This is a genomic window from Pseudomonas fluorescens, assembly GCF_902498195.1.
In the GTDB taxonomy this organism is placed as follows: Bacteria; Pseudomonadota; Gammaproteobacteria; order Pseudomonadales; family Pseudomonadaceae; genus Aquipseudomonas; species Aquipseudomonas fluorescens_BU.
In genome coordinates, this window is record NZ_CABVIY010000006.1 from 122,241 (window position 1) to 145,474 (window position 23,234).

18 protein-coding genes are annotated in these 23,234 nt (G+C 62.4%); 4 read left to right on the plus strand and 14 right to left on the minus strand.

Translation table 11 applies throughout. From position 1 onward, the window contains the following. Positions 1-23: 23 nt before the first annotated feature. From F8N66_RS21995 to F8N66_RS22030, 8 genes are all read right to left on the minus strand, one after another. Positions 24-1,523 carry a sensor domain-containing diguanylate cyclase gene (locus tag F8N66_RS21995; protein ID WP_150772184.1) on the minus strand — a complete coding sequence of 500 codons (1,500 nt, stop codon included), beginning with the start codon at positions 1,521-1,523 and terminating at the stop codon, positions 24-26. Positions 1,524-1,598: 75 nt separating this feature from the next. Then, the gene (locus F8N66_RS22000) at positions 1,599-2,918 is read right to left on the minus strand and encodes an OprD family porin (protein ID WP_150772185.1); all 1,320 of its coding nucleotides are present in this window, start codon (positions 2,916-2,918) and stop codon (positions 1,599-1,601) included. Between the two features lie 197 nt (positions 2,919-3,115). Then, entirely contained in the window at positions 3,116-3,340 is a 225-nt protein-coding gene (locus F8N66_RS22005; RefSeq protein ID WP_150772471.1) for a hypothetical protein, read from the minus strand. A 196-nt stretch (positions 3,341-3,536) separates the two neighbouring features. Then, on the minus strand, positions 3,537-4,901 hold the full coding sequence (locus tag F8N66_RS22010) for a heavy metal sensor histidine kinase (RefSeq protein WP_150772186.1): 1,365 nt from the start codon (positions 4,899-4,901) through the stop codon (positions 3,537-3,539). Continuing rightward, positions 4,891-5,568 (minus strand): heavy metal response regulator transcription factor, encoded by a 678-nt coding sequence (locus F8N66_RS22015; RefSeq protein ID WP_007916978.1) that lies wholly within the window; start codon positions 5,566-5,568, stop codon positions 4,891-4,893. The genes F8N66_RS22010 and F8N66_RS22015 overlap by 11 nt, the downstream gene beginning before the upstream one ends. Positions 5,569-5,577: 9 nt before the next feature. After that, complete coding sequence (locus tag F8N66_RS22020; RefSeq protein ID WP_150772187.1) at positions 5,578-8,691, minus strand: multidrug efflux RND transporter permease subunit; 3,114 nt, start codon at positions 8,689-8,691, stop codon at positions 5,578-5,580. Beyond that, a complete protein-coding gene (locus F8N66_RS22025; RefSeq protein WP_150772188.1) occupies positions 8,688-9,848 on the minus strand; it encodes an efflux RND transporter periplasmic adaptor subunit in 1,161 nt (386 codons plus the stop codon). The genes F8N66_RS22020 and F8N66_RS22025 overlap by 4 nt, the downstream gene beginning before the upstream one ends. Before the next feature lie 225 nt (positions 9,849-10,073). Then, positions 10,074-11,042 carry a LysR family transcriptional regulator gene (locus tag F8N66_RS22030; RefSeq protein WP_150772189.1) on the minus strand — a complete coding sequence of 323 codons (969 nt, stop codon included), beginning with the start codon at positions 11,040-11,042 and terminating at the stop codon, positions 10,074-10,076. Positions 11,043-11,310: 268 nt separating this feature from the next. On the opposite strand from F8N66_RS22030, the gene F8N66_RS22035 reads away from it, so the two are divergent. From F8N66_RS22035 to F8N66_RS22055, 4 genes are all read left to right on the plus strand, one after another. After that, positions 11,311-12,810 carry an efflux transporter outer membrane subunit gene (locus tag F8N66_RS22035; RefSeq protein ID WP_150772190.1) on the plus strand — a complete coding sequence of 500 codons (1,500 nt, stop codon included), beginning with the start codon at positions 11,311-11,313 and terminating at the stop codon, positions 12,808-12,810. Positions 12,811-12,949: 139 nt separating this feature from the next. Continuing rightward, on the plus strand, positions 12,950-15,142 hold the full coding sequence (locus tag F8N66_RS22045; protein WP_150772191.1) for an FUSC family protein: 2,193 nt from the start codon (positions 12,950-12,952) through the stop codon (positions 15,140-15,142). After that, the gene (locus F8N66_RS22050) at positions 15,132-15,332 is read left to right on the plus strand and encodes a DUF1656 domain-containing protein (RefSeq protein WP_150772192.1); all 201 of its coding nucleotides are present in this window, start codon (positions 15,132-15,134) and stop codon (positions 15,330-15,332) included. The genes F8N66_RS22045 and F8N66_RS22050 overlap by 11 nt, the downstream gene beginning before the upstream one ends. Before the next feature lie 10 nt (positions 15,333-15,342). Beyond that, positions 15,343-16,206: an HlyD family secretion protein gene (locus F8N66_RS22055; protein ID WP_150772193.1), complete on the plus strand. Its 864-nt coding sequence runs from the start codon at positions 15,343-15,345 to the stop codon at positions 16,204-16,206. Between the two features lie 112 nt (positions 16,207-16,318). Here the strand turns inward: F8N66_RS22055 and F8N66_RS22060 are convergent, their stop codons facing one another. The 6 genes from F8N66_RS22060 to F8N66_RS22090 all read right to left on the minus strand — a co-directional run bounded on the left by F8N66_RS22060 (position 16,319) and on the right by F8N66_RS22090 (position 23,043). Beyond that, a complete protein-coding gene (locus F8N66_RS22060; RefSeq protein WP_150772194.1) occupies positions 16,319-17,143 on the minus strand; it encodes an SDR family oxidoreductase in 825 nt (274 codons plus the stop codon). Positions 17,144-17,191: 48 nt separating this feature from the next. Then, positions 17,192-17,656: a multidrug transporter gene (locus F8N66_RS22065; protein WP_150772195.1), complete on the minus strand. Its 465-nt coding sequence runs from the start codon at positions 17,654-17,656 to the stop codon at positions 17,192-17,194. Between the two features lie 294 nt (positions 17,657-17,950). Continuing rightward, entirely contained in the window at positions 17,951-19,402 is a 1,452-nt protein-coding gene (locus F8N66_RS22070) for a mannose-1-phosphate guanylyltransferase/mannose-6-phosphate isomerase (RefSeq protein WP_150772196.1), read from the minus strand. A gap of 214 nt (positions 19,403-19,616) precedes the next feature. Further along, a complete protein-coding gene (locus F8N66_RS22080; RefSeq protein ID WP_150772198.1) occupies positions 19,617-20,273 on the minus strand; it encodes an alginate O-acetyltransferase AlgF in 657 nt (218 codons plus the stop codon). A gap of 17 nt (positions 20,274-20,290) precedes the next feature. Next, on the minus strand, positions 20,291-21,466 hold the full coding sequence (locus F8N66_RS22085) for an alginate O-acetyltransferase (RefSeq protein ID WP_150772199.1): 1,176 nt from the start codon (positions 21,464-21,466) through the stop codon (positions 20,291-20,293). A gap of 11 nt (positions 21,467-21,477) precedes the next feature. Further along, complete coding sequence (locus F8N66_RS22090) at positions 21,478-23,043, minus strand: MBOAT family O-acyltransferase (protein ID WP_150772200.1); 1,566 nt, start codon at positions 23,041-23,043, stop codon at positions 21,478-21,480. Between the last annotated feature and the right edge of the window lie 191 nt (positions 23,044-23,234).

Consider the following 23,234-nt stretch of genomic DNA (forward strand, 5'->3'; position numbering starts at 1 on the left):
GGGTGGCCTTTTTTTATGCCCGATCAGGCACAAATCACCCGATTACGCCCCCCTTCCTTGGCCTGATACAGCGCCTTGTCCGCCGAAAACAGCAGCTGTTCCAGGCTGATATCGCTCGCTGTCGTCCAGGTGCTGATGCCGATGCTGACCGTCATGGGCTGTTCATCGCCCGCCATCACTGGCAATTGCTCCACCTGCGCACGGATGCGCTCGGCGATCTGACGGGCGCCTTCGTTGTCGGTTTCCGCCAGAATCACCGAAAACTCCTCGCCGCCATAACGCGCCACCAGGTCTGTGGGGCGATGCACATTGGCGCGAATGACCCCGGCCAAGGCGCGCAAGGCTGCATCGCCGGCCAAGTGGCCATGGCGGTCGTTGAAGGCCTTGAAGTGATCAGCATCGATCATCAGCACCGACATCGGCTTGCCGGAGCGTTGTGCCCGGAACCACTCATGGCGCAGGGTCTGGTCAAGGGTTCGACGGTTGGCTACCCCGGTCAAGGCATCGGTGGCGGCCAGTTGCGCCAGTTCCTGCTCGGCGCTGTAGCGCAAACGCAGTTCGCGGCAGAGCAACCAGGTCAGCCACAGCAACGCGAGGCACAAGACCCCGGTTGCACCGCTGATCACCATGGCCGTGCGTTTCCAGGTCGCGAATACTTCGTCACTGGACAGGGCGACGATCACCGTCAGCGGCAAGTTGCCGACCCGGCTGAAGGTGTACAGGCGAGGCTGGCGGTCAACGCTCGACACACCATCAAAGGTGCCGCTGCCCTCACGCAGCATGCGCTCGACGTTCGGCCGGCCGGCGAAGTTTTTGCCGATCGAGCTGTCTTTCAGAAACGGCTTTTGTGCCAACAGAACGCCGTCGTCGTTGATGATCGCCAGCGTGTTGCCGGTGCCGATGTCCAGGCTGTTGAACAATTGATCGAAATACGCAAGGCGCATCGATGCCACGGCGACACCGAGAAACTCACCGGTCGTTGAGGAAATCCGCCGACTGAAGCTCATTTGCCATTCACCGCTGTAAGCGCAGTCGCAGCGGGCCTTGTACGGCCGGCTGATGAACATCTCAGTGTCGCGGTTGAAGGCATGCACGAGGAAATAATCGCGGTCAGCGAAGTTGCCCGGCTTGGGTTCGATCAACGATGAGTCGGCGAGCACATCGCCGTGCTTGTCCAGCAACAGCACGTCACTCTTGAAGCGCGCGGCGGTGGCGCGGTCGAACAGCACCAGGTGGCGGATCTGCTTCGAAACCTGCTGGAGGTCGTCCCGTTGCGCGGCGCCGATCAGGCCTTGCAGGGTCAGGTCGTAAAGCTCCACCGTGCGCAGCACATCGGCGTCGATCAATTGTGCGACGGTGGTCGCGCTACGCGTGGCGGCCTGTTGGGCGTTGGCGTGCTCACGGATCAGCAGAAAGGTGACGATGCAGAGAATCGCAATGACGGTCAGGCTGCTGCCGAGGATTACCAGAACCTCGGGCCTTTTGGCACGGCTTGTATCAGAAGGAGTACTGCGTACGGTCATGGGGCTGAAGTCTGCTGGAATGACTGGGTAAGCGTAGTTCCATAACCGTAGCAGCTGGGCATTCAGGTGGGCCGATCAGAAGACATTGATCGGGTAGTCGATGATCACCCGGTATTCATCGGTGTCCTGGTCCAGTGCGCCATAGCCGTTGCCGCCCCGGTTGGTCGCCCATTGCAGGCGCAAGGCCAGGTCTTTGTCTTGACCGCCCTGGACCACGTATTTGAGGTCAATGTCACGCTCCCAGTGCGTGGCGTCTTTGCCCTCGGCGCTGTACCACGCTGCGTACCCGGGGCTGTCGGGGTCGACCTGGGTCAGGTCGAGTTTGCCCCGCGAGTAAGACATCGCCGACGTCAGGCCGGGCAGGCCCATTCCGGCAAAGTCATAGGCGTATTTGAGTTTCCACGAACGTTCATTCGGGCCGTTGAAGTCTGAATACTGCTGGGAGTTGTCGAGGAAAATGCTGTCGCCCTGGCTGATGTAATCGAACGGGGTGTTGCCGTTAACCCGTTGGTAGGCGGCTGTAACGCTGTGATGGCCCACGCCGACGGTGAAATGCAGGCTGTAGGTGTTGTTGTCGATGTTGCCCAGCAGCGCATCGCCGGTATCTTGGGTGTGATAGACGTGCAGGCCGGGGTTGAGGCTGATCAGGTCGTTGAGCGCGTAGGCGTAATCCAGGTCGTAGTAGTACTGGTTCCAGATGTCCTTCAATTCGGCGGCATACAGGCTGCTGGTCAGTCCCGGCACGCCGTTCCAGGCCAGGCCCGCCCAGTTCAGGTGCTGGCTGTCCTCGCCTTCGGGCAGGCTGCCGTAGGACGTGCCGATGCGGGTATGGCCGCTCTGGTTGTACGGCTTGGTGAAGCTGGCCTGGCCGCCTTCGATCATCACGCCGTCGAAGCTGTGGTTGGTCAGGCTGACCCCGCGAAAGGTCTGGGGCAGCAGGCGGGTTTCGCCGCCGGCAATCACCGGGTTGGCGAGAAACAGGTCGCCGGCTTTCAGCTCGGTATCGAACGCACGCATTTTCAGGGTGCCGCCTGCCGTCGAGAACGAGCCCGGCGCTTTGCCGTTGCCATCGCTGACCGGGAGAATGCTGGAGTTATCGGTGCCGCCACCGCCGTCGAGCTTGAGCCCGAGCACGGCATGGGCATCGATACCAAAGCCGACCGTGCCCTCGGTGTAGCCCGACTCGAAGACACCGAGGAAACCCTGGCCCCACTCGATGTTGTCGTCAGCCTGCTGCAGCCGGTTGCGGTTCATGTAGTAGTTGCGGGCGTTGAGGTTGAGGCTTGAACCTTCGACGAATCCTGCAGCGGGCGAATCATCGGCGGCCTGGGCGTTGGCGATGATCGTTGCGGCGGATGCAATGAACAACGGGGTGAAGCGCGAGGGAAAACGCACGTGCGGGCAAGCTCCTTGGGTTAACGGCGAACGTCACTGTTGTTGTCGTTCGGGGATGTTTTTGCAGGGGGGCTGGCGAACTTCCGGGTCGAAAGCCACAACGAAAAAAAGCCGCTGATAGCAGCGGCTTGGAAGACAACTTTTCAAGGGAAGAGCCGTTGAAAAGTGTCGAGGGAAACTGGAGCGATGCGCGTCGATCAGCTGTCTTTCTCGGCCTGTGGCTGAGCCTGGATGCTCGATGCTTGCGGGGCCTGCGTGGCTTGCTGAGCTTTGGCGGTCAACTCGGTCTGGTGTTCTTCGTAAGCGGCGGCGCGTGCGGCGTTTTGTGCAACGAAAGCCTGCGACTCTTCAGCCATGGCGAACGAAGACACGAACAAAGAGGACAAAACGAAAGCGCTGGCAATACCCATACTGTTGGACATCTTTAAAACCTTCTTGCTTGGCAAGTGCTGTTTGGTGCGGGCAAAGATAAGGATGTTGGGCGATGGGAAAAAGAGCGGATTCATGAAAGGACTGTTACGCAAAAAGCAAAGATCGCAGCCTCCGGCAGCGCCTACAGGGAACACATTCCAACTGTAGGCGCTGCCGAAGGCTGCGATCTTTTGTTTTTTTAGCCCGTCAGACAGGCAGGTGTATGCCGAAGGTGTTCATGCCGTGGTCACTGCGCACGAACACGTCCCCGCCATGCATCAGTGCGATGGCCTTGACGATCGCCAGGCCCAATCCGTGGTTGTTGCCGCTGTTGCTGCGTGACGCATCGACGCGATAGAAGCGTTCGAACAGGCGCGACAAATGCTCGTTGGCAATCGGCGAGCCGGGGTTGGCGACGCCGATGCTGACCTGGTGCTCCCCGGCCTCGATCCGCACCTCGATCACCTGCCCGGGCTCGGTGTGCTGCACCGCGTTGCTCAGCAGGTTGATCAGCGCCCGACGCAGGTGCGCGATCTCGATTCGCACCTGGGCATCGCCACTGACCTGGACCTGAACCTGGGCATCTTCGAGGATGAAGTCCAGGTATTCCAGGGTGGTCGCCACCTCATCGGCCAGGGACGTCGAGGTCAGTTTGGTGGCCTTGCTGCCCTGGTCCGCGCTGGCGAGGAACAGCATGTCGTTGATGATCGAGCGCAGTCGCTCCAGCTCTTCAAGGTTTGATTGCAGCACCTCGAAATAATGCTCCGCCGAGCGCCCCCGGGTCAGCGCCACCTGGGTCTGGCCAATCAGGTTGGTCAGCGGCGAGCGCAATTCGTGGGCGACATCGGCGTTGAACGATTCCAGTCGCGAGTAAGCCTGTTCGACCCGCTCCAGCGTCGAGTTGAACGAATGGACGAACTGATTCAGTTCCGGTGGCAGCGACGACATGCGCAAGCGCCCGGAGCGCAAGGGCGGGGCCAGGCGCTGGGCTTCCTGGGACAACTTGATCAAGGGCTTGAGGCCGATTCGCGCCACCCAGTAACCCAGCGCCGAGGCCATCAGCACGCCGACAATCGCCAGGCTGATCAGGGCGATCAACAACTGATGCTGGGTCTGGAAAAACGTCTCGGTATCGATGCCGATCATGAAACGCAACGGCGGCCGCTGGTCCTTGGCCGGGAACTGGCTGACCAGCACTTTCAGCGGGTAGGGCTGATCCGGCAGCGTCATGTCGCGCATGCCCAGCGGGCCCTCCGCGAAGGCGCGGATCTGCGGTGTCAGGTTGCCGTATTCGTAGTGCGGATCGCCGCTGATGATCCAGAAGCTGATGCGCTTGTCTTCTTCGCCCAACAGCTTCAGCTTGTTGTTGATCTTCACCCAATGCTCGGGCGTGCCGTAACGGCCGACCGTGGATTCGAGCACGCTGTAACGCGCGTCCAGTTCGGCTTCGGGCAACAATCCCAGGCCTTTGTCGACCTGCTGGTACAGCGCCCAGCCGATCAGCAGGAACACCACAAGCGCCACCAGCGTGAACATCCCGCTCAGGCGTAGCGCGATCGAATTACTGGACACCACGGCTCTCCAGCACATAACCCATGCCACGGATCGTGTGCAGCAGTTTTTCATCGAACGGCCCGTCGAGCTTGGCCCGCAGGCGTTTGATCGCGACTTCGACGACGTTGGCGTCACTGTCGAAATTGATGTCCCAGACCATTTCGGCAATCGCTGTTTTCGAGAGGATTTCGCCCTGGCGGCGCGCCAGCACGCTGAGCAACGAGAATTCCTTGGCGGTCAAGTCTAGGCGTGTGCCGGCGCGGGTGGCCTTGCGGCTGATCAAATCTATCCACAGGTCGGCGATGCTCACCTGCACCGGTTCGTGGCCGCCGCTGCGCCGGGTCAAGGCTTGCAGGCGCGCCACCAGTTCGAGGAAGGAAAAGGGTTTGCCCAGGTAATCGTCGGCACCGTCGCGCAGGCCCTTGATGCGGTCTTCGACCCGCTCCCGGGCGGTGAGCATGATCACCGGGGTTTGTTTGCGCGCACGCAGCGCGCGCAGCACGCCGAAGCCATCGAGGCCCGGCAGCATGACGTCGAGGACGATCACCGCGTAGTCGCTTTCCAGGGCCAGGTGCAGGCCTTCCACGCCATCGCGGGCCAGGTCTACGGTGTAGCCCTGTTCCGTGAGGCCGCGGTGCAGGTAGTCCGCGGTTTTTTCCTCGTCTTCGATAATCAGAACGCGCATGACCCCGCCTCAGTCTGTGGTCGCCAGCGCCGGTACGGGCGTTGCGGCTGGTGGAAGAGAGTGTCGATGGAAAAGCCGCTCCAGCCACAAGTATATGACCGGCGTGGTGAACAGCGTCAGCATCTGGCTCACCAGCAGGCCGCCAACCACGGCAATCCCCAGGGGTTGGCGCAACTCGGCGCCGGTGCCGTAGCCGAGCATCAGCGGCAGGGCGCCGAGCAGGGCGGCGAGGGTGGTCATGATGATCGGCCGGAACCGCGTGAGACAGGCCTGGAAGATCGCTTCTTCGGCTGGCAAGCCGCCCTTGCGCTGCGCTTCGAGGGCGAAGTCGATCATCAGGATGCCGTTTTTCTTGACGATACCGATCAGCAGCACCAGGCCGATCAGGGCCATGATCGAAAAGTCCTGGCCGCAGATCCACAGCATGATCACCGCACCGAGCCCCGCCGCCGGCAGTGTCGAGATGATGGTCAGCGGGTGCACGAAGCTCTCATAGAGCACACCGAGAATGATGTACACCGCCACCAGCGCCGCCAGGATCAGCCACGGCTGGCTGGCCAGCGAACTCTGGAACGCCTGGGCCGCGCCCTGGAAGTTGCCGCTGATTGCCACGGGCATGCCGATGTCGGCCTTGGCCTGGTTGAGCATGATCACCGCATCGCCCAACGCCACGCCGGGTGCGAGGTTGAAGGACAGGTTGGCGGCCGGGAACATGCCGTCATGGGCGATGGACAAGGGGCCGATGGTGGGGGCATCGAACCGGGCCAGCGCCGACAGCGGCACCATCTCGCCGCTCAGGGGCGAGCGCAGGTAGAAGTAGTTGAGGCTCTCCGCCTTGCCGCGTTGCTTGGTGTCCAGTTCCAGGATCACGTTGTACTGGTTGATCTGGGTCTGGAATTCATTGATCTGGCGTTGGCCGAAGGCATCGTACAGCGCTTCGTCGACATCACTGGCGGTCAGGCCGAAGCGCGCCGCCGCGCTGCGGTCGATGCTGATGTGGGTGATGCTGCCGCCCAGTTGCAGGTCATTGGAGACGTCGCGGAAGGCCGGGTTGCCGCGCAGTTTTTCCGTCAGGCGCTGGGTCCAGGTGCTCAGCACCGCGCCGTCGTTGCTCTTGAGCACGTATTGGTACTGGGCACGGCTCGGGCCGGAACTGAGGTTGATGTCCTGGCCGGCGCGCAAGTACAGGACAATGCCCGGGACTTTCATCAGTTGCGGGCGAATCCGGTCGATGAACTCACTGGCCGAGACATCGCGGTCAGCGCGTTTTTTCAGGGCGATCCAGAAGCGGCCGTTGGCAATGGTCTGGTTACTGCCCGAGACCCCGACCGAGTGCGAGAACGTCTCGACCGCAGGATCGGCGGCGACGATCTCGGCCATCGCCAGGTGTTTTTTCACCATGTCGCCGTAGGAAATATCCGCAGCCGCTTCCGTGGTGCCGAGGACGAAACCGGTGTCCTGCACCGGGAAGAAGCCTTTGGGAATGAAGATGTAGCCACCGACCGCCAGCGCCACGGACAGGCCGAAGATGCCGATCATCAGTTTCTGGTGGGCAAGGGCGCGGCGCAGGCCTTTCTCATACAGGTCCAGCAGGCGCTCGCCGAAACCTTTCTTGCCATGGGCATCGTGCACCGGGGCGCGCATGAACAGCGCCGCCAGGGTGGGCGCCAGGGTCAGGGACACCACAACGGAAATCAGGATGGTCGAGGTCGCGGTCAGGGCGAACTCCTTGAACAGCCGCCCGACCACCCCGCCCATGAACAGCAGCGGAATGAACGCCGCCACCAGCGAGAAACTGATCGACACCACGGTGAAGCCGATTTCCCCGGCGCCCTTGATCGCGGCCTCGCGCATGCCGTCGCCGGCCTCCAGATGACGGTGGATGTTCTCCACCACCACGATCGCATCGTCGACCACGAACCCCACGGCGACGACGATCGCCACCAGCGTCAGGTTGTTCAGGCTGAAGCCCATGACGTACATCAGGGCGAAACTGGCGATCAGCGACACGCCGAGCACCGCCGACACAATCAGGGTCGCCGACAGCTGGCGCAGGAACAACGCCATCACCGCCACCACCAGCATGATCGCGATCAGCAGGGTGATTTCCACTTCGTGCAGCGAGGCACGGATGGTCTGGGTGCGGTCGATCAGCGTCTTGACCTGCACCGAGGCCGGCAGCATGGCCTCCAGGCCCGGCAGGGCTGCCTGAATGCGGTCCACGGTCTCGACGATGTTGGCGCCGGGCTGGCGGAAAATAACCAGGTTGACCCCCGGTTGCGAGCCGGCCCAGGCCTGCACGTAGGCATCTTCCGAGCCGTTGACGACTTTCGCCACGTCTTTGAGGTGGACCGGCGCCCCATCCTTGTAGGACACGATCAGCTGGCTGTAGTCCTCGGGGTGGAACAGTTGATCGTTGGTCGATAGCGTCGAGATGCTCGATTCCCCGTACAAGGCACCCTTGGCCAGGTTGAGGCTGGTTTGCTGGATCGCCAGGCGGATGTCCGCCAGCGTCAGGCCAATGGCCGCGAGTTTGTCCGCCGAGACCTGGACGCGGATCGCCGGACGTTGCTGACCGGTGATGGCGACCTGGCCTACACCGTCGATCTGGCTGATCTGACGGGACAGCAGGGTTTCGGTCAGGTCGCTGAGTTCGGGGCCGGGCATCAGGGACGAGTTGACGCTGAGGATCAGCACCGGGCTGTCGGCCGGGTTGACCTTGCGCCAGGTCGGCAGGTTCGGCATGTCCTTGGGCAGCTTGCCGGCGGCGGTGTTGATCGCGGCCTGCACTTCCTGGGCGGCGGTGTCGATGCTCTTGTCGAGAGTGAATTGCAGCGTCAGGTTGGTCGAGCCCAAGGCGCTGCTCGACGTCATCTGGGTCACGCCGGGGATGGCGCTGAACTGCACTTCAAGGGGCGTGGCCACCGAAGAGGCCATGGTTTCCGGGCTGGCGCCGGGCAGCTGCGCCGCCACCTGGATGGTCGGGAATTCCGCCTCGGGCAAGGGCGCCACCGGCAGGCGCGGGAAGGCGATGGCGCCCAGCAGCACCAGGGCGAACGTCAGCAGGACCGTCGCCACCGGGTGGTCGATGCACCAGGCGGATATCGAACCGTGGCCCTTCATTGTTCGGCCTCCGATTGCACCACCTGCGGCGGATCGGTCAACACTTGCACCGTGGAGCCGGGCTTGAGCCGCGACTGACCGTCGCTAACCAGCACGTCACCCGGTTCCACGCCCTTGATGATGTTCTGGCCGCTGCCCTGGTAGACCATCTGCACCGGAACGGTTTCGACCTTGTCACCCTTGAGCCGGTAGACGAACGGCTGATCGAGGCCGCGCTGTACGACGGTGGGCGGTACCACCAGCGCGTCCTTATCCAGCGCTGTCTGAATTTTTACCGTCACCAGCAGGCCTGGCCAGAGTTTCTGCCCGGCGTTGTTGAATTCGGCCTTGGCGCGGATGGTCCCGGTGTTGGCGTTGATCTGGTTGTCGATCAGGGTCAGGTGGCCTTCACCCAGCAGGTTACCGGTTTCGCCGTCGGTGTCGGCGCCGATGTAGGCCTTGACCTGGGCATGTTGCGGGTCGCTGATCAGGCCTTGCAGGGTCGGCAGCATTTGTTGCGGCAGGGAGAACTCCACGGCGATCGGGTCGATCTGGGTGACGGTGAACAGGCCCTGGGTGTCGGTCATGCGCAGGAAGTTGCCTTCGTCGACCGTGCGAATGCCGACGCGGCCGGTAACCGGAGAGCGAATCTGTGTGTAGGACAACTGGACCTGGGCAGCGTCAATCGAGGCCTGGTTGCCCTGGGCGGTGGCCTTGAGCTGGTTGACCAGCGCCTGCTGCTGGTCGTAGGTCTGTTTCGAGACGCCATCGTCGACGCTCAGCAGTTTGTAGCGCTTGAGGTTGACCAGCGCCACCTGCAACTGCGCCTGGCTTTCGCCCAGTTGCGCCCGGGCCTGGTCGAGGTTGGCGCGGATCGTGCGGTCGTCGATGGTGGCCAGCAGGTCGCCTTTGCTCACCAATTGGCCTTCCTTGACCAGGATTTTGGTGAGAATGCCGTCGATTTGCGGGCGGACCACCACGCTGTGCAGCGACAGCACCGAGCCAATGCCGCTGACGTAGCGCGGGACGTCTTTTTCGGCAACGCTGACCACCCGCACGGGGATCGCGTTGGGGGCCGCGAGCTTTGCCTTGGCGGGTTTGTTGGCATACCACAGGCCCAGCACTGCCAGGACGATCAGAAGGGCGACGAGCAGGGCGGGTTTTTGCTGGATTCGCATGCGAAGGAGGCGCCAGGGCTGGGGGATCGACAGGTGTGTATGTTCCTTTATAAACCTGTTTGGCGGTCGGGAAGGTGACTGCTAACTGACGGCGCTGTCAGTTTGAGCTATTGCAGCAAAACCTGTGGGAGCGGGCTTGCTCGCGAAAGCTGTCTGCCTGCTTGCACAGATGTTGAATGTGATACCGCCTTCGCGAGCAAGCCCGCTCCCACAAAGGCGCAGAGATCAGTTTGCGACACGAGCCCCCGCCAGGCTCCCGCTCAATTCATAAGCCGCCAGTTCCGCCTGATGCGCCGCCAACAGCTCCGGCAACGACCCGCGCAGGTATTCCACCCAGGTCTTGATCTTCGCATCCAGGTACTGGCGCGAGGGGTAGATGGCGTACAGGTTCAGCTCCTGCGAGCGGTATTTGGGCATCACCCGCACCAGCGTGCCGTTGCGCAGGCCGTCAATCGCCGCATACAGCGGCAGTACGCCAACGCCCATGCCGCTGGTGATGGCGCTTTTCATCGCGTCGGCGGAGTTCACCAGGAAGGGTGAGCTGTTGATGGTGACCATTTCCTGGCCGTCGGGGCCGTCGAAGGCCCATTTTTCCAGGGGGATGACCGGGCTGACCAGGCGCAGGCAGGCGTGGTTGAGCAGGTCGCTGGGTTTTTGCGCGCAGCCGTTGGCTTTGACGTAGGCCGGCGAGGCGCAAACGATGCTGTAGGTGATGCCCAGGCGCTGGGAGACGAAGCCCGAGTCCGGCAGTTCGCTGGCGAGCACGATGGACACGTCGTAACCCTCGTCCAGCAGGTCCGGCACGCGATTGGCCATGGTCAGGTCGAACGTCACGTCCGGGTGGGTCTTGCGGTAGCGGGCAATGGCGTCGATCACAAAGTGCTGGCCGATGCCGGTCATGGTGTGCACTTTCAGTTGCCCGGCCGGGCGCGCGTGGGCGTCGCTGGCTTCGGCCTCGGCTTCCTCGACATAGGCCAGGATCTGCTCGCAGCGCAACAGGTAGCGCTTGCCGGCCTCGGTCAGGGCGATGCGTCGGGTCGTTCGATTGAGCAGGCGGGTTTGCAGGTGGGCTTCCAGGTTGGAGACCGCGCGCGAGACGTTGGCCGTGGTGGTGTCCAGTTGTACGGCGGCGGCGGTGAAGCTGCCGGCTTCGGCCACATAACTGAAGGCGCGCATGTTTTGCAAAGTGTCCATGGGGTGCTCTCGGGTTCGATGGCAAATTGTGACACGAAGTTTCAGGGGGTGAGACCCCAGACTTAAGGATTATCTCGTTAACGGTAACAAAGATTCACAGGAATCCCAGCTTATCGCCAATTAAACCCACCCCTAGAATTATGCCCACCTCTGTAGGAGCTGCCGAAGGCTGCGATCTTTTGATTTTTGTTTTTAAGAGCAAGATCAAAGGATCGCAGCCTTCGGCAGCTCCTACACAGGTCATCTCCCATTTCAGGAAATCGCAGCAGTGCCGCGTCGCATGAGCAGAGCGCTTCAAACCCTCAGTCTTCTGGCTTTAACCCTGGCAATCAGCGGCTGCATCGGAACCGGAGGTATTGCCCCGCAGGGCAAGGCGCTGGAGGCCGATTCGCTGGTCACCGACGAAGCCATCCGCAGTGCCGCCCAGGATGCGCATTGGCCCACGGCCCAATGGTGGCAGGCCTATGGCGACCCGCAATTGAACCGCTGGGTCGACCTCGCCGTGCAAGGCAGCCCGACCATGGCCATGGCCGCAGCGCGGGTCCGTCAGGCCAAATCCATGGCCGGTGTCGCGGAAGCGGCCGAGTCGGTGCAGATCAACGGCGAATCCACCCTCAAGCGCCACAACTGGCCCACCGATCAGTTCTATGGCCCGGGCGATCTGGCCAACAGCACCACCTGGGACAACAACGCCGCGCTGGGCTTCAGCTATGCGCTCGACCTCTGGGGCCGCGAAAGCAATGCCACCGAGCGTGCCGTCGACATGGCCCACATGACTGTCGCCGAAGCGCGCCAGGCCCAGCTGGAATTGCAGAACAACATCGTACGGGTCTACATCGAGCTCTCGCTGCATTACGCACAGCGCGACATCGTCGAAGCGACGCTGAAGCAGCAACAGCAGATTCTCGAACTGGCACAAAAACGCCTGAACGGTGGCATCGGCACCCATTTCGAAGTCAGCCAGGCCGAGACGCCGCTGCCGGAAACCCATCGGCAGATCGATGCACTGGACGAAGAAATCGCCCTGAGCCGCAATCAACTGGCCGCTCTGGCCGGCAAAGGCCCGGGGGAGGGCGCGCAATTACAGCGGCCGACGCTGTCTCTGGGGGCTGCACTGAAACTGCCGTCGTCGTTGCCGGCGCAATTGCTCGGTCAACGCCCGGACGTGGTGGCCAGCCGCTGGCAAGTCGCGGCCCAGGCCCGTGGCATCGACGTCGCACACGCCGGTTTCTACCCCAACGTCGATCTGGTCGGCAGCCTGGGCTATATGGCCACGGGTGGCGGGGCGCTGGAGTTTTTGACCGGCAGGAAACTCAACTACAACGTGGGGCCGGCGATTTCCCTGCCGATTTTCGACGGCGGCCGTTTGCGCGCGGAGCTGGGGGAAGCCTCGGCCGGTTATGACATGGCCGTGGCCAAGTACAACCAGACGCTGGTCAATGCCCTGAAAAACATCTCCGACCAGTTGATCCGCCGCGAGTCCATGGACAAGCAGCAAACCTTCGCCGCCGAATCGGTGGCCACGGCGCAAAAAACCTATGACATCGCAATGATTGCCTACCAGCGCGGGCTCACCGATTACCTCAACGTACTCAATGCGCAGACGCTGTTGTTCAAGCAGCAGCAGGTGCAACAGCAGGTTCAGGCTGCGCGACTGGGTGCCCATGCGGAACTGGTGACGGCACTCGGCGGCGGACTCGGTGCAGGCAACGACGTACCCAAAGACAGCCAGACCGCCGCGCCGAAAACCCCGGTCCTTCTACGTTGAACACAATCCTTGTAGGAGCGAGCCTGCTCGCGAAGAGGCCCTGTCAGTCAATGAAGTTGTCGCCTGACACACCGATTTCGCGAGCAGGCTCGCTCCTACAGGTATTGAGTCTGGCCTTTTACTCAATGAGCAGCCTTTCATGACGCCCTTGCCCGCACCCTTGCGCTGGCTGTATTCCCTCGAATGGCGCCGGGGCTTCTTCGACTGGGCGCGCAGCGACGGCGTGACCTGGGTGTACATCTTCAAGGTGCTGATCGCCGCATTCCTGACCCTGTGGCTGGCCATGCGCCTGGAGTTGCCGCAGCCGCGCACGGCGATGATCACCGTGTTCATCGTCATGCAGCCGCAAAGCGGCCAGGTGTTCGCCAAGAGTTTCTATCGTGTCCTCGGCACCCTGGCCGGCTCGGCGGTGATGGTCGCGTTGATTGCCCTGTTCGCGCAGAACACCGAGCTGTTCCTCGGTGCGCTGGCGATTTGGGTCGGCATTTGCACGGCTGGCGCGGCGCGCAGTCGCAACTTCCGCGCGTATGGTTTCGTGCTGGCCGGCTACACCGCGGCGATGGTCGGTTTGCCGGCGCTGGCGCATCCGGAAGGTGCCTTTATGGCGGCGGTCTGGCGGGTACTGGAAATCTCCCTGGGGATTCTCTGCTCGACCCTGGTCAGCGCCGCGATCCTGCCGCAAACCGCCAGTGCCGCCATGCGCAACGCCCTGTATCAGCGCTTTGGCGTGTTCGCCCTGTTCGTCACCGATGGCTTGCGTGGCCGCAGCCAACGCGACGCCTTCGAAGCCAGCAATGTGCGCTTCATCGCCGAGGCAGTGGGCCTGGAAGGGCTGCGCAGCGTGACCGTGTTCGAAGACCCGCACATGCGCCGGCGTAACGGTCGGCTCAGTCGCCTGAACAGCGAGTTCATGGGCGTCACCACCCGCTTCAACGCCTTGCACCAGTTGCTGGAACGCCTGCGCAGCAGCGGCTGCGATCATGCGGAGGCGGCGATCAAGCCGGGGTTGCAGGACCTCGCCGAATTACTCGACGGCTTCAGCGGCCGCGCCCTGACCAGCGCCGATGCGGCACGGCTGGTCACGGCACTGACGGCGTACAAGGAAGGCCTGCCAGCGCGGGTGCGCAGCCTGCGGGCGATCTATCAGCAGAGCAATCCGACGGAAGCTGAACAGCTGGATTTTCACACCGCCTACGAACTGCTGTACCGCTTCGTCGATGATTTGCACAGTTATGCACAGACCCACGCCTCCCTGGCCGATCACAGCCATGAGCGCGAGAATTGGGCCGAAGCCTTCACCCCGCAAACCAACTGGCTGGCGGCGGCGGCTTCGGGGATTCGTGCCTCGTTCATTCTGTTGGTGCTGGGCAGCTATTGGGTGGCCACGGCCTGGCCGAGCGGGGCGACCATGACCCTGGTCGCCGCTGCCACCGTGGGCTTGTCCGCCGCCACGCCGAACCCCAAGCGCATGGCTTTCCAGATGGCGTGCGGCACGCTCCTCGGGGCGCTGATCGGCTTCGGCGAGATGTTTTTCATTTACCCGTGGATCGACGGCTTCCCCTTGCTGTGCGTGATGCTCGCCCCGGTGTTCGTGTTGGGTGCGTTCCTCGCATCGCGGCCTCAATTCGCCGGGGTCGGGGTGGGCTTGCTGATTTTCTTCAGCATGGGGTCGGTGCCGGACAACCTCACGGTCTACAACCCCTACACCTTCATCAACGACTACATCGCCATGGTCATCGGCATGCTGGTGTGCGCCGCGGCGGGGGCAATCATTCTGCCGCCCAACAGCCGCTGGTTGTGGCGGCGCCTGGAACAGGACTTGCGCGGCCAGGTGGTGTACGCCATCAGCGGCAAGCTCAAGGGCCTGGCGTCGAGTTTCGAAAGCCGCACCCGTGACCTGGTGCATCAGGCCTACGGTTTCGCGGCGGGGCAACCGCAGGTGCAGCGCAATCTGCTGCGCTGGATGTTCGTGGTGCTGGAAGTTGGCCACGCGATCATCGAGTTGCGCAAGGAACAGGCGATCCTGCCGGTGCACCCGGCCTATGCCGAATCCCAGCCGTGGCGCCAGGCGATCCGTGTGATGGGGCGTGCGCTGGTGCGGCTGTTCCTGCAACCGGGCCACAGCAACCTGGAGCGCGCCTTGATCGCGGTCGACCATGCCATCAGCCGTGTGCAAGCCACGGACGAACCCTTCGCCCCGCACTTCGACACCTCGGCGTTGCGTCGGGTCAAGAGCTACCTGCACTTCATCCGCACGTCGTTGCTGGACCCGCAATCGCCGCTGTCCCACTACAGCCCGGCCAAGCCGCAAGGACTTGAACATGCCCCGTGAAATCGCCTTCCACGGCGTGTACATGCCGACCATGACCCTGATGTTCCTGATCGCCGCGACGCTGGCCTGGGGGCTGGACCGGTTCTTCTCCGGGTTCGATCTGTACCGCTTCTTCTGGCACCCGGCGCTGCTGCGCCTGAGTCTGTTTACCTGTCTGTTCGGCGCCATGGCGCTGACGATCTATTACTGAGAACGCCCTGATGAAAAAGCTTTTCAGCCTGCTGGCCACCCTGCTGGTGCTGGCCTTGGCCATATGGATCGGCCGGACCCTCTGGGTGCACTACATGGAAACCCCGTGGACCCGCGACGGCCGGGTGCGTGCCGACATCATCAACGTCGCCGCCGACGTCACCGGCGAAGTGGTGAACGTGCCGGTGCGCGACAACCAACTGGTGAAGAAGGGCGACCTGCTGATGCAGATCGACCCCGAGCACTACCGCCTGGCGGTCAAGCAGGCGCAGTCGATGGTGGCTTCACGCAAGGCGACGTGGGAGATGCGCAAGGTCAACGCCCATCGCCGTGCCGACCTGGACAACCTGGTGATCTCCAAGGAAAACCGCGACGACGCCAGCAACATCGCCGATTCGGCCCTGGCCGATTACCAGCAGGCCCAGGCACAACTGGAAGCCGCCGAACTCAACCTCAAGCGCACCGAGGTCCGTTCGGCGGTGGACGGCTACGTGACCAACCTCAACGTCCATCGCGGCGACTACGCGCGCATCGGCGAAGCGAAAATGGCCGTGGTCGACATGAACTCGTTCTGGGTCTACGGCTTCTTCGAAGAAACCAAACTGCCCCACGTGCGTGTGGGCGACAAGGCCGACATGCAACTGATGAGTGGCGAAGTGCTCAAGGGGCACGTGGAAAGCATCTCGCGCGGCATCTACGACCGCGACAACCCGGAAAGCCGTGAACTGATCGCCGACGTCAACCCGACCTTCAACTGGGTGCGGCTGGCGCAGCGGGTGCCGGTGCGCATTCACATTGATGAAGTGCCGGAGGGGGTGCTGTTGGCGGCGGGGATTACCTGCACCGTGGTCGTTAAGCAGGACGGCGGTGCATAGGCTGTAGACCGAGGCGTCTGCCTTCGCGAGCAAGCCCGCTCCCACATTGGTTTTGAGAACGCCACAGACCCAGTGTGGGAGCGGGCTTGCTCGCGAAGGGGGCGGCTCGGTTTCAAAGCTGACCGCGCAACCCGAACCGCTTCATCAAGGTCGATTCCAGCAATCCCTTGGGCAACAAGGTCGCCAAGAGCGGCAACGCCCGGCTGCCATTGCCGAGGCGAATCAGCCGAGGCGGTTTGTCCTGCTGCACCGCCTTGAGCAACCCGGCAGCGAACTCACTGGCCGGGGTCGGGTTGTCCTGGGACGCCCTGGCCCGTGCGCGAATGCCTTCGCGCAGCGGGAACCACGGCGATTGTTCGCTGATCAGTTGCTCGACTTCAACGCCTGCATTCCTGGCGAAGCTGGAGGCAATCGCGCCGGGCTGAACTTCCATGACCCGCACGCCAAACGGTGCCAGTTCCATGCGCAAGGCATCGCTCAAGGCATGCACGGCAGCCTTGGATGCGCAGTAGGCGCCGGCGAAGGGCGTGACCAGCACCCCCGACACGCTGCCGATATTGACCACCAGCCCTTTGGTCCGGCGCAGGACCGGAAACAGCGCGCGGGTGACGCCGACGATGCTGAAGACGTTGGTTTCGAACTGGCGCTGCATCGCCTGCACGCCGCCATCGAGCAACGGCCCCATCGCGCCGTAACCGGCGTTGTTGATCAGCACATCGAGGCCGCCATGCTGCTGGTTGATCCGCTCGCTCAACTGTTCAAGCGCCTGGCCGTCGTTGACGTCCAGCTGCACGGCGGTGAAGCCGGCAGCGCTGAGCACCGCCACGTCTTCAGCCTTGCGCGCACTGGCCCAGACTTGGTAACCGGCGCTTTTGAACGCATCGGCGAGGGCGCGGCCAATGCCGCTGGAGCAACCGGTAATCAACGCAACGGGCATGGCGCATTCCTTGTGCAAAAGAGTGGGGAGGGAATCAGTCGCAGCTGTTTAGTCGGAGAAGCTACCCTGCAAACGCTCGGCGCGAAACTCCAGGGTTTCCGGGCGGTAGCCGGGACGCAGGGGCGGCAGCGGCAAACAGTCTTGCCAGTTGCCCCCGGCCTGCAATTCGCCGGGGCCCCGGTAGCGGGGAGCGGTGTATTGATTGTCGGCCAGGTTGACCGTATCGCCCGGCGCATAAGCGGCTACCCGCCAGCGCAATTCGGTCAACGGTACGTCGTTGCCGTTGTTCAGGGTCAATTGCAGCGGACGGTCGGCGGGGCAGTGTTGTGGCGCGTAGCTGATGCGCAATTCAAGGCGCTGCAATTGCTTGAGTTCGCGGTGGTCCATCCAGATGACCCAGGTGGCGACGATGCCCAGGCCGACGGCGGCTGCCAGGGAAACGGGCAGGGCCTTGGCTGGGTAGCGCAGCAACAGGATCAGCCAGGTGATGACCAGCAGGACACCGATGAACATGACGCGCACACCTCCGAGGTAGATAGGACCATCGTACCTAAGGGTGAGTGGGATTGGCGATGGGCGAGATTTTTGTGGTGCAGGTGAGGGCCTCTTCGCGAGCAAGCCCGCTCCCACAGTGGATCGGGGTGGAACACAAAATCTGTGATCAATGCAAAAGATGTGGGAGCGGGCTTGCTCGCGAAGAGGCCAGCCAAGGCACCACAAAGTCCGGATCAAAAAAAGCCCCCGCCCAACCCGCCGCGGATAGGGAACGCAGCAGGCTGGACGGGGGCTTAAAGTTTCAGCGATCGCTTACTGCGCGATGGTTTTCACCGACACGCCACGCTCGATCGGCGTAGTGCGCCCGTAGATATCTTCAAAGCGCTCGATATCGTCCTCACCCAGGTAGCTGCCCGATTGCACTTCGATGATCTCGAGTGGAATCTTGCCCGGGTTGCGCAAGCGGTGAACCGAAGCAATCGGAATGTAGGTCGACTGGTTTTCGGTCAGCAGGAACACATTCTCATCGCAGGTCACTTCGGCGGTGCCGCTGACGACGATCCAGTGCTCGGCGCGGTGGTGGTGCATCTGCAGCGACAGGCACGCGCCCGGCTTGACCGAGATGTGCTTGACCTGGAAGCGGCCGCCCATGTCCACCGAGTCGTAGGAACCCCACGGGCGATAGACTTCGCAGTGGTTCTGGGTTTCGCTGCGGCCCTGTTCGTTGAGGGTGTTGACCATCTGTTTCACGCCTTGGACCTTGTCCTTGTGCGCGATCATCATGGCGTCCTTGGTCTCGACGACGACGATGTTTTCCAGGCCGATCACCGACACCAGCTTGCCGTTGCCGTGGATCATGCAGTTGCGGCTGTCCTGGATCACCACGTCGCCTTTGGTGACGTTGCCGTGGGCGTCTTTTTCATTCACTTCCCACAGCGACGACCAGCAGCCGACATCGCTCCAGCCGGCGGTCAGCGGCACCACGCAGGCGCGCTGGGTCTTTTCCATCACCGAGTAGTCGATGGAGTTGTCCGGGCAGCAGGCGAACGTGGCTTCGTCGAAGGTGATGCTGTCGGCGTCTTGCTGGCTGCGTTCCAGGGTCAGCAGGCAGGTGTCGTAGATGTCCGGGTCGTGCTTTTTCAGTTCTTCGAGGAAGCGGCTGGCGCGGAACAGGAACATGCCGCTGTTCCAGAAATAACCACCGGACTGGACGAACTCGGTGGCGCGTTTCACATCCGGTTTTTCGACGAAGTGCGAGACCCGGCTGACGCCTTCGGGCAGCAGCGAATCGTTGGTCGACTTGATGTAGCCGTAGCCGGTTTCCGGTTTGGTGGCCGGTACGCCGAACAGCACCATTTCACCGTTTTCGGCGGCGACGGTGGCCAGGGCCAGGGCGCGTTGCAGGGCTTTCTGATCGTCCAGCACGTGGTCGGCCGGCAGCACCAGCATCAGCTCGTCGCGACCTTCATTGACCAGCATCATCGCGGTCAGGGCCACCGCCGGCGCGGTGTTGCGGCCGAACGGTTCCATCAGGATGCGCTGGGTGTCGAGCTTACGGGCGCTCAGCTGTTCGTTGACGATGAAGCGGTGGTCCTTGTTGCAGACCACGATCGGGGTGTCCATGCCTTCGAACACCAGGCGTTCCAGGGTCTGTTGGAACAGCGTGTGCTCACCGGTCAGGGCCAGGAACTGTTTCGGGAATTGCTTGCGCGAAAGCGGCCAAAGACGTGAGCCGCTACCACCGGAGAGAATGACTGGAATCATGGTGTTACTCCTTGAAAATCGTTTGGTTAGAGCTACGAACGTGGTGTCGTTTCACTCTTGTTTTTGTTTCGTGTCCGGTCTGACAACGCGGTCTACTGTGGGAGCGGGCTTGCTCGCGAAAGCGGTGGGTCAGCCAACACATCGTTGAATGTGAGACCGTATTCGCGAGCAAGCCCGCTCCCACAAGGGGATCGGGTCAAGCCGGAAAAATGGGTTAGCGCGTCGACACCGGGCGTTTTACCCAGACTGGCGACAGGCTGCTGCCGCTGCCGGTGACGTACAGCACGGCGGCTTCACCGCGTTCCAGGGCGACCGGTTTCACGTCGCCGACCTTGGTGGCGCCGTCGTACAGCGCCAGGCTGACTTTCACCGGGTTGATTTCACGCTCGCCACGGCCCTTGGCGGCCACGTTCGGCACCACGTCGGTCTTGCCGTCGGCGGTTTTCAGGGTCAGGGCCTTGTCGCTGAGGTTCTGCACGCGGACCAGGGATTTCTGCTTGTTCTTGAACGGCGGTTCTTCGATCAGCTGCGGTGCGCCGCTGGCGTTGTTGACCAGGGTGTAATAGTGATCGCCAGCCAGTTTCACCGGCAGGGTCTGGCTGCCGACCTTGGCGCTGTAGTCGCCGCCCGGCATAAAGCTGAAGTCACTGCTGGACAGCGGCGCGACGTCGGCCAGGTTGGTGCTGCCGACGGTGGCGCTGACTTCGGCGTTACCGGCGTTGTAGATGCGCACGAAGGTCGAGCCTTTCGGTGCGGTCGGACCGTACAGTGCCGAATCACCTGCGGCAAAGGCCTGCATGGACAGCACGCTCATGCCGGCAACGAGAGCAAAAGTCTTGGCGAGACGACGAGGAGTTGTAGTGAAAGTCATGGAATTACCTCTCTCTTTCAGTTTTGCGCCCGGTCGGGCGTCTCGGATTTAGCGTTAATGGCTACGTTTTGTTGGCGGGCGCCGGCTTGTTTAAGCTCTGCGACCCACTGCGGGTCGGCGTCGCCGATTTCGTTGTTCACAGGCAGATAACGTTCAGGAAACTCCCAGATCAGCACTTGTGGCGGGCTGTTCTTGAAGGCGTCGCTTTTCAGGTAGCTGAGCATCGGCAGGATCGGGCCGTGGCCGTCTTCGGCGTAATTGACCACGTCGCTGCGCAGCGCTTGTTTCAGCGCGCCCACAAAATTCCAGTTGGGGTTGGCGCTGTAGCTGGTGCCGATCAGGGCCACGGGCACTTCGGTGTTGGCGAACAGCGCATCCTCGGCAACCGGCTGCCCGGCAGCGGCCACGGTGTTGCGCTTCTGCAAGGGTTCTTGCGCCGGCATCAGGTTTTCGAACAGCGGGTCCAGCGGCAGGAACAGGCGCAGGTCGCCCTTGTGGGTGATTTTTTCCGCAGGCTCGGTGACGAAGGTTTGCGGTTCGCCATTCAGCGGGAACCGGTCGGCAATGGTCCGGGCCAGGCGGTTGGCGGCGATCTCGGCGCCTTCCGGGGTCCAGTGGGTGTCGGTACGCAGGAACACTTGCTTGCCGTCACGCTTGGCAGCCAGCAATGGGCCCAACAGGTCCGGCGCCGGAATCCGGTCAGCGGCCAGGCGCTGGTGGAAGTCCTTGTAGAGGTTGGCGTGGATGCTCGCCGGTTTGACCTCGCCGAGGTGTTCCGGGTACAGGCGCACCTTGGCCGGCACTACCGCCATCACCAGTTGCACGCCTTTTTCCTTCAGGGTCTGGCGCACGCCTTCGACCAGCGCGTAGTTGCCTTGCAGGTTCAGCTCTTCGTTGACCACCGGGTGGAATTCTTCATCGCTGTACAACCACTGGTCGCGACCGAGCACCACGCCCGGACGGCCTTCGTTGAACAGCTTGAAATCCAGCGCGGCCCAGAGGTTGGTGCCCAGGCGTTTGATCGGGAACTCGTCGTCGTAGTGCGTCTCCACCGCCTTGGTCCAGCGGCCGTTGAGCACCGTCGCGTCGGCGTTGGTGCTGAAGCCCAGGAAGCTGCGAACCGACCACAGGCCCAGGGCCAGCAGGGTCACCAGGAACAGGGCGATGTAAAAGATGCGTAATGAGCGGGTCATGGCCGGATCCCTCAGAACTGGAAGTAAAGGAACGGCGAGAAGCTTTGCGCCGAGAGTTTGAGAATCGAGGCGATGAACAGCAGCAGTACCAAAGCGCGCATTGCGTAGCGCGACCAGTCGGCGCTCCAGTAGGCCGGTTGCACCTGGGCGTCGACGCCGACGGTGTAGCCAGGCTGGTGGATGCTCGACGGGTTATCCCCAGGCACGGCCTTGATCGTTCCGGCGGTCGCGGCGGCCGGGCCGTCGCTATCAACGTTCACGGCAGGCTTGGTCTTGACCGGTGGCTGGTTGCTGTAGAAGTCACGCAGGCCGAAGAACGCCAGCGTCACGTAGGCCACGATCAGCGTCGCGATTTGCAGGCCGGTGAGGCTGGCCTGGTTGAGTTCCGACAGCGACCAGTCGCCGAAGCTGAACATCGCGCCGTACATGCGACCGGCGACGTGCAGGTTTTCCGCGCGGAAAATCACCCAGCCCATCACCACCAGCAGGAAAGTCAGTGCCCAGCGGATCGGGTTGAAGCTGCGCGGCGAGGTGTTCAGGCCGAGGGCTTTTTCAATCGCCAGCCACATGCCGTGCCACGCACCCCAGACGATGTAGGTGATGTTCGCGCCGTGCCACAGGCCACCGAGCAACATGGTCAGGAACAGGTTGCGATAGGTGGTCAGCGTGCCTTTGCGGTTGCCGCCCAGGGTGATGTACAGGTAGTCACGCAACCAGGTGGAAAGGCTGATGTGCCAGCGGCGCCAGAACTCGGTGATCGACTGGCTGATGTACGGCTGCTTGAAGTTTTCCATGAAGCGGAAACCCATCATCAAACCCAGGCCGATGGCCATGTCGCTGTAGCCGGAGAAGTCGAAGTACAGCTGCGCGGTGTACGCCAGCGCGCCGAGCCAGGCATCGCCCGTGGTCGGGTTTTGCAGGGCGAAGCAATGGTCGGCCACCACCGCGAGGGTGTCGGCGATGAAGACCTTCTTGATGAAACCCTGCATGAACCGCGTGCAGCCCTCGGAGAATTTGTCGAGGGTGTGGGTGCGGTTGTTGAACTGATCGGCCAGGTCGCGGAAACGCAACACGGGGCCGGCGATCAGGTGCGGGAAAATCGCCACGAACGCCGCGAAGTCGATCAGGTTGCGGGTCGCCGGGGTGTCACCACGGTAGACGTCGATGATGTAGCTGATGGACTCGAAGATGTAGAACGAGATCCCGATCGGCAACAGCACGTGGGTCAGGATGAACGGCTCCAGGCCCACCGAGGTCATCATCGCGTTGATGCTGTCGACGCCGAAGTTGGCGTACTTGAAGTAGCCGAGGATGCACAGGTCGACGGCCACGCCGAGCAGCAGCCAGCGCTGCGCCGGTTGGGTCCTGACGCCGGCGGCGCCGACTTTCAGGCCGATCCAGTAGTTCCACAGCGTGACGGCCGCGAACAGTGCGAGAAAGTCCACACGCCACCAGGCGTAGAACACATAGCTGGCAATCAGCAGCAGTAAATTGCGATAGCGTTGCCCGCTCAGGTAGTACAAGCCGAGAAAGATCGGCAAGAACAAAAACAGGAACACGTTGGACGAAAAAACCATCCCGATCTCTCCTTGTTTAACCAACAGTCAAGGGCCAACGGCCCCCCCAAACCCCCCACCGAAAACCGGGGGGATAACTCACAAAACTAAAACTCGATACATGCCCCCTGTAGGAGCGAGCCTGCTCGCGATGAGACCCTGTCAGTCGACATCGATGTTGGATGTCAGACCGCAATCGCGAGCAGGCTCGC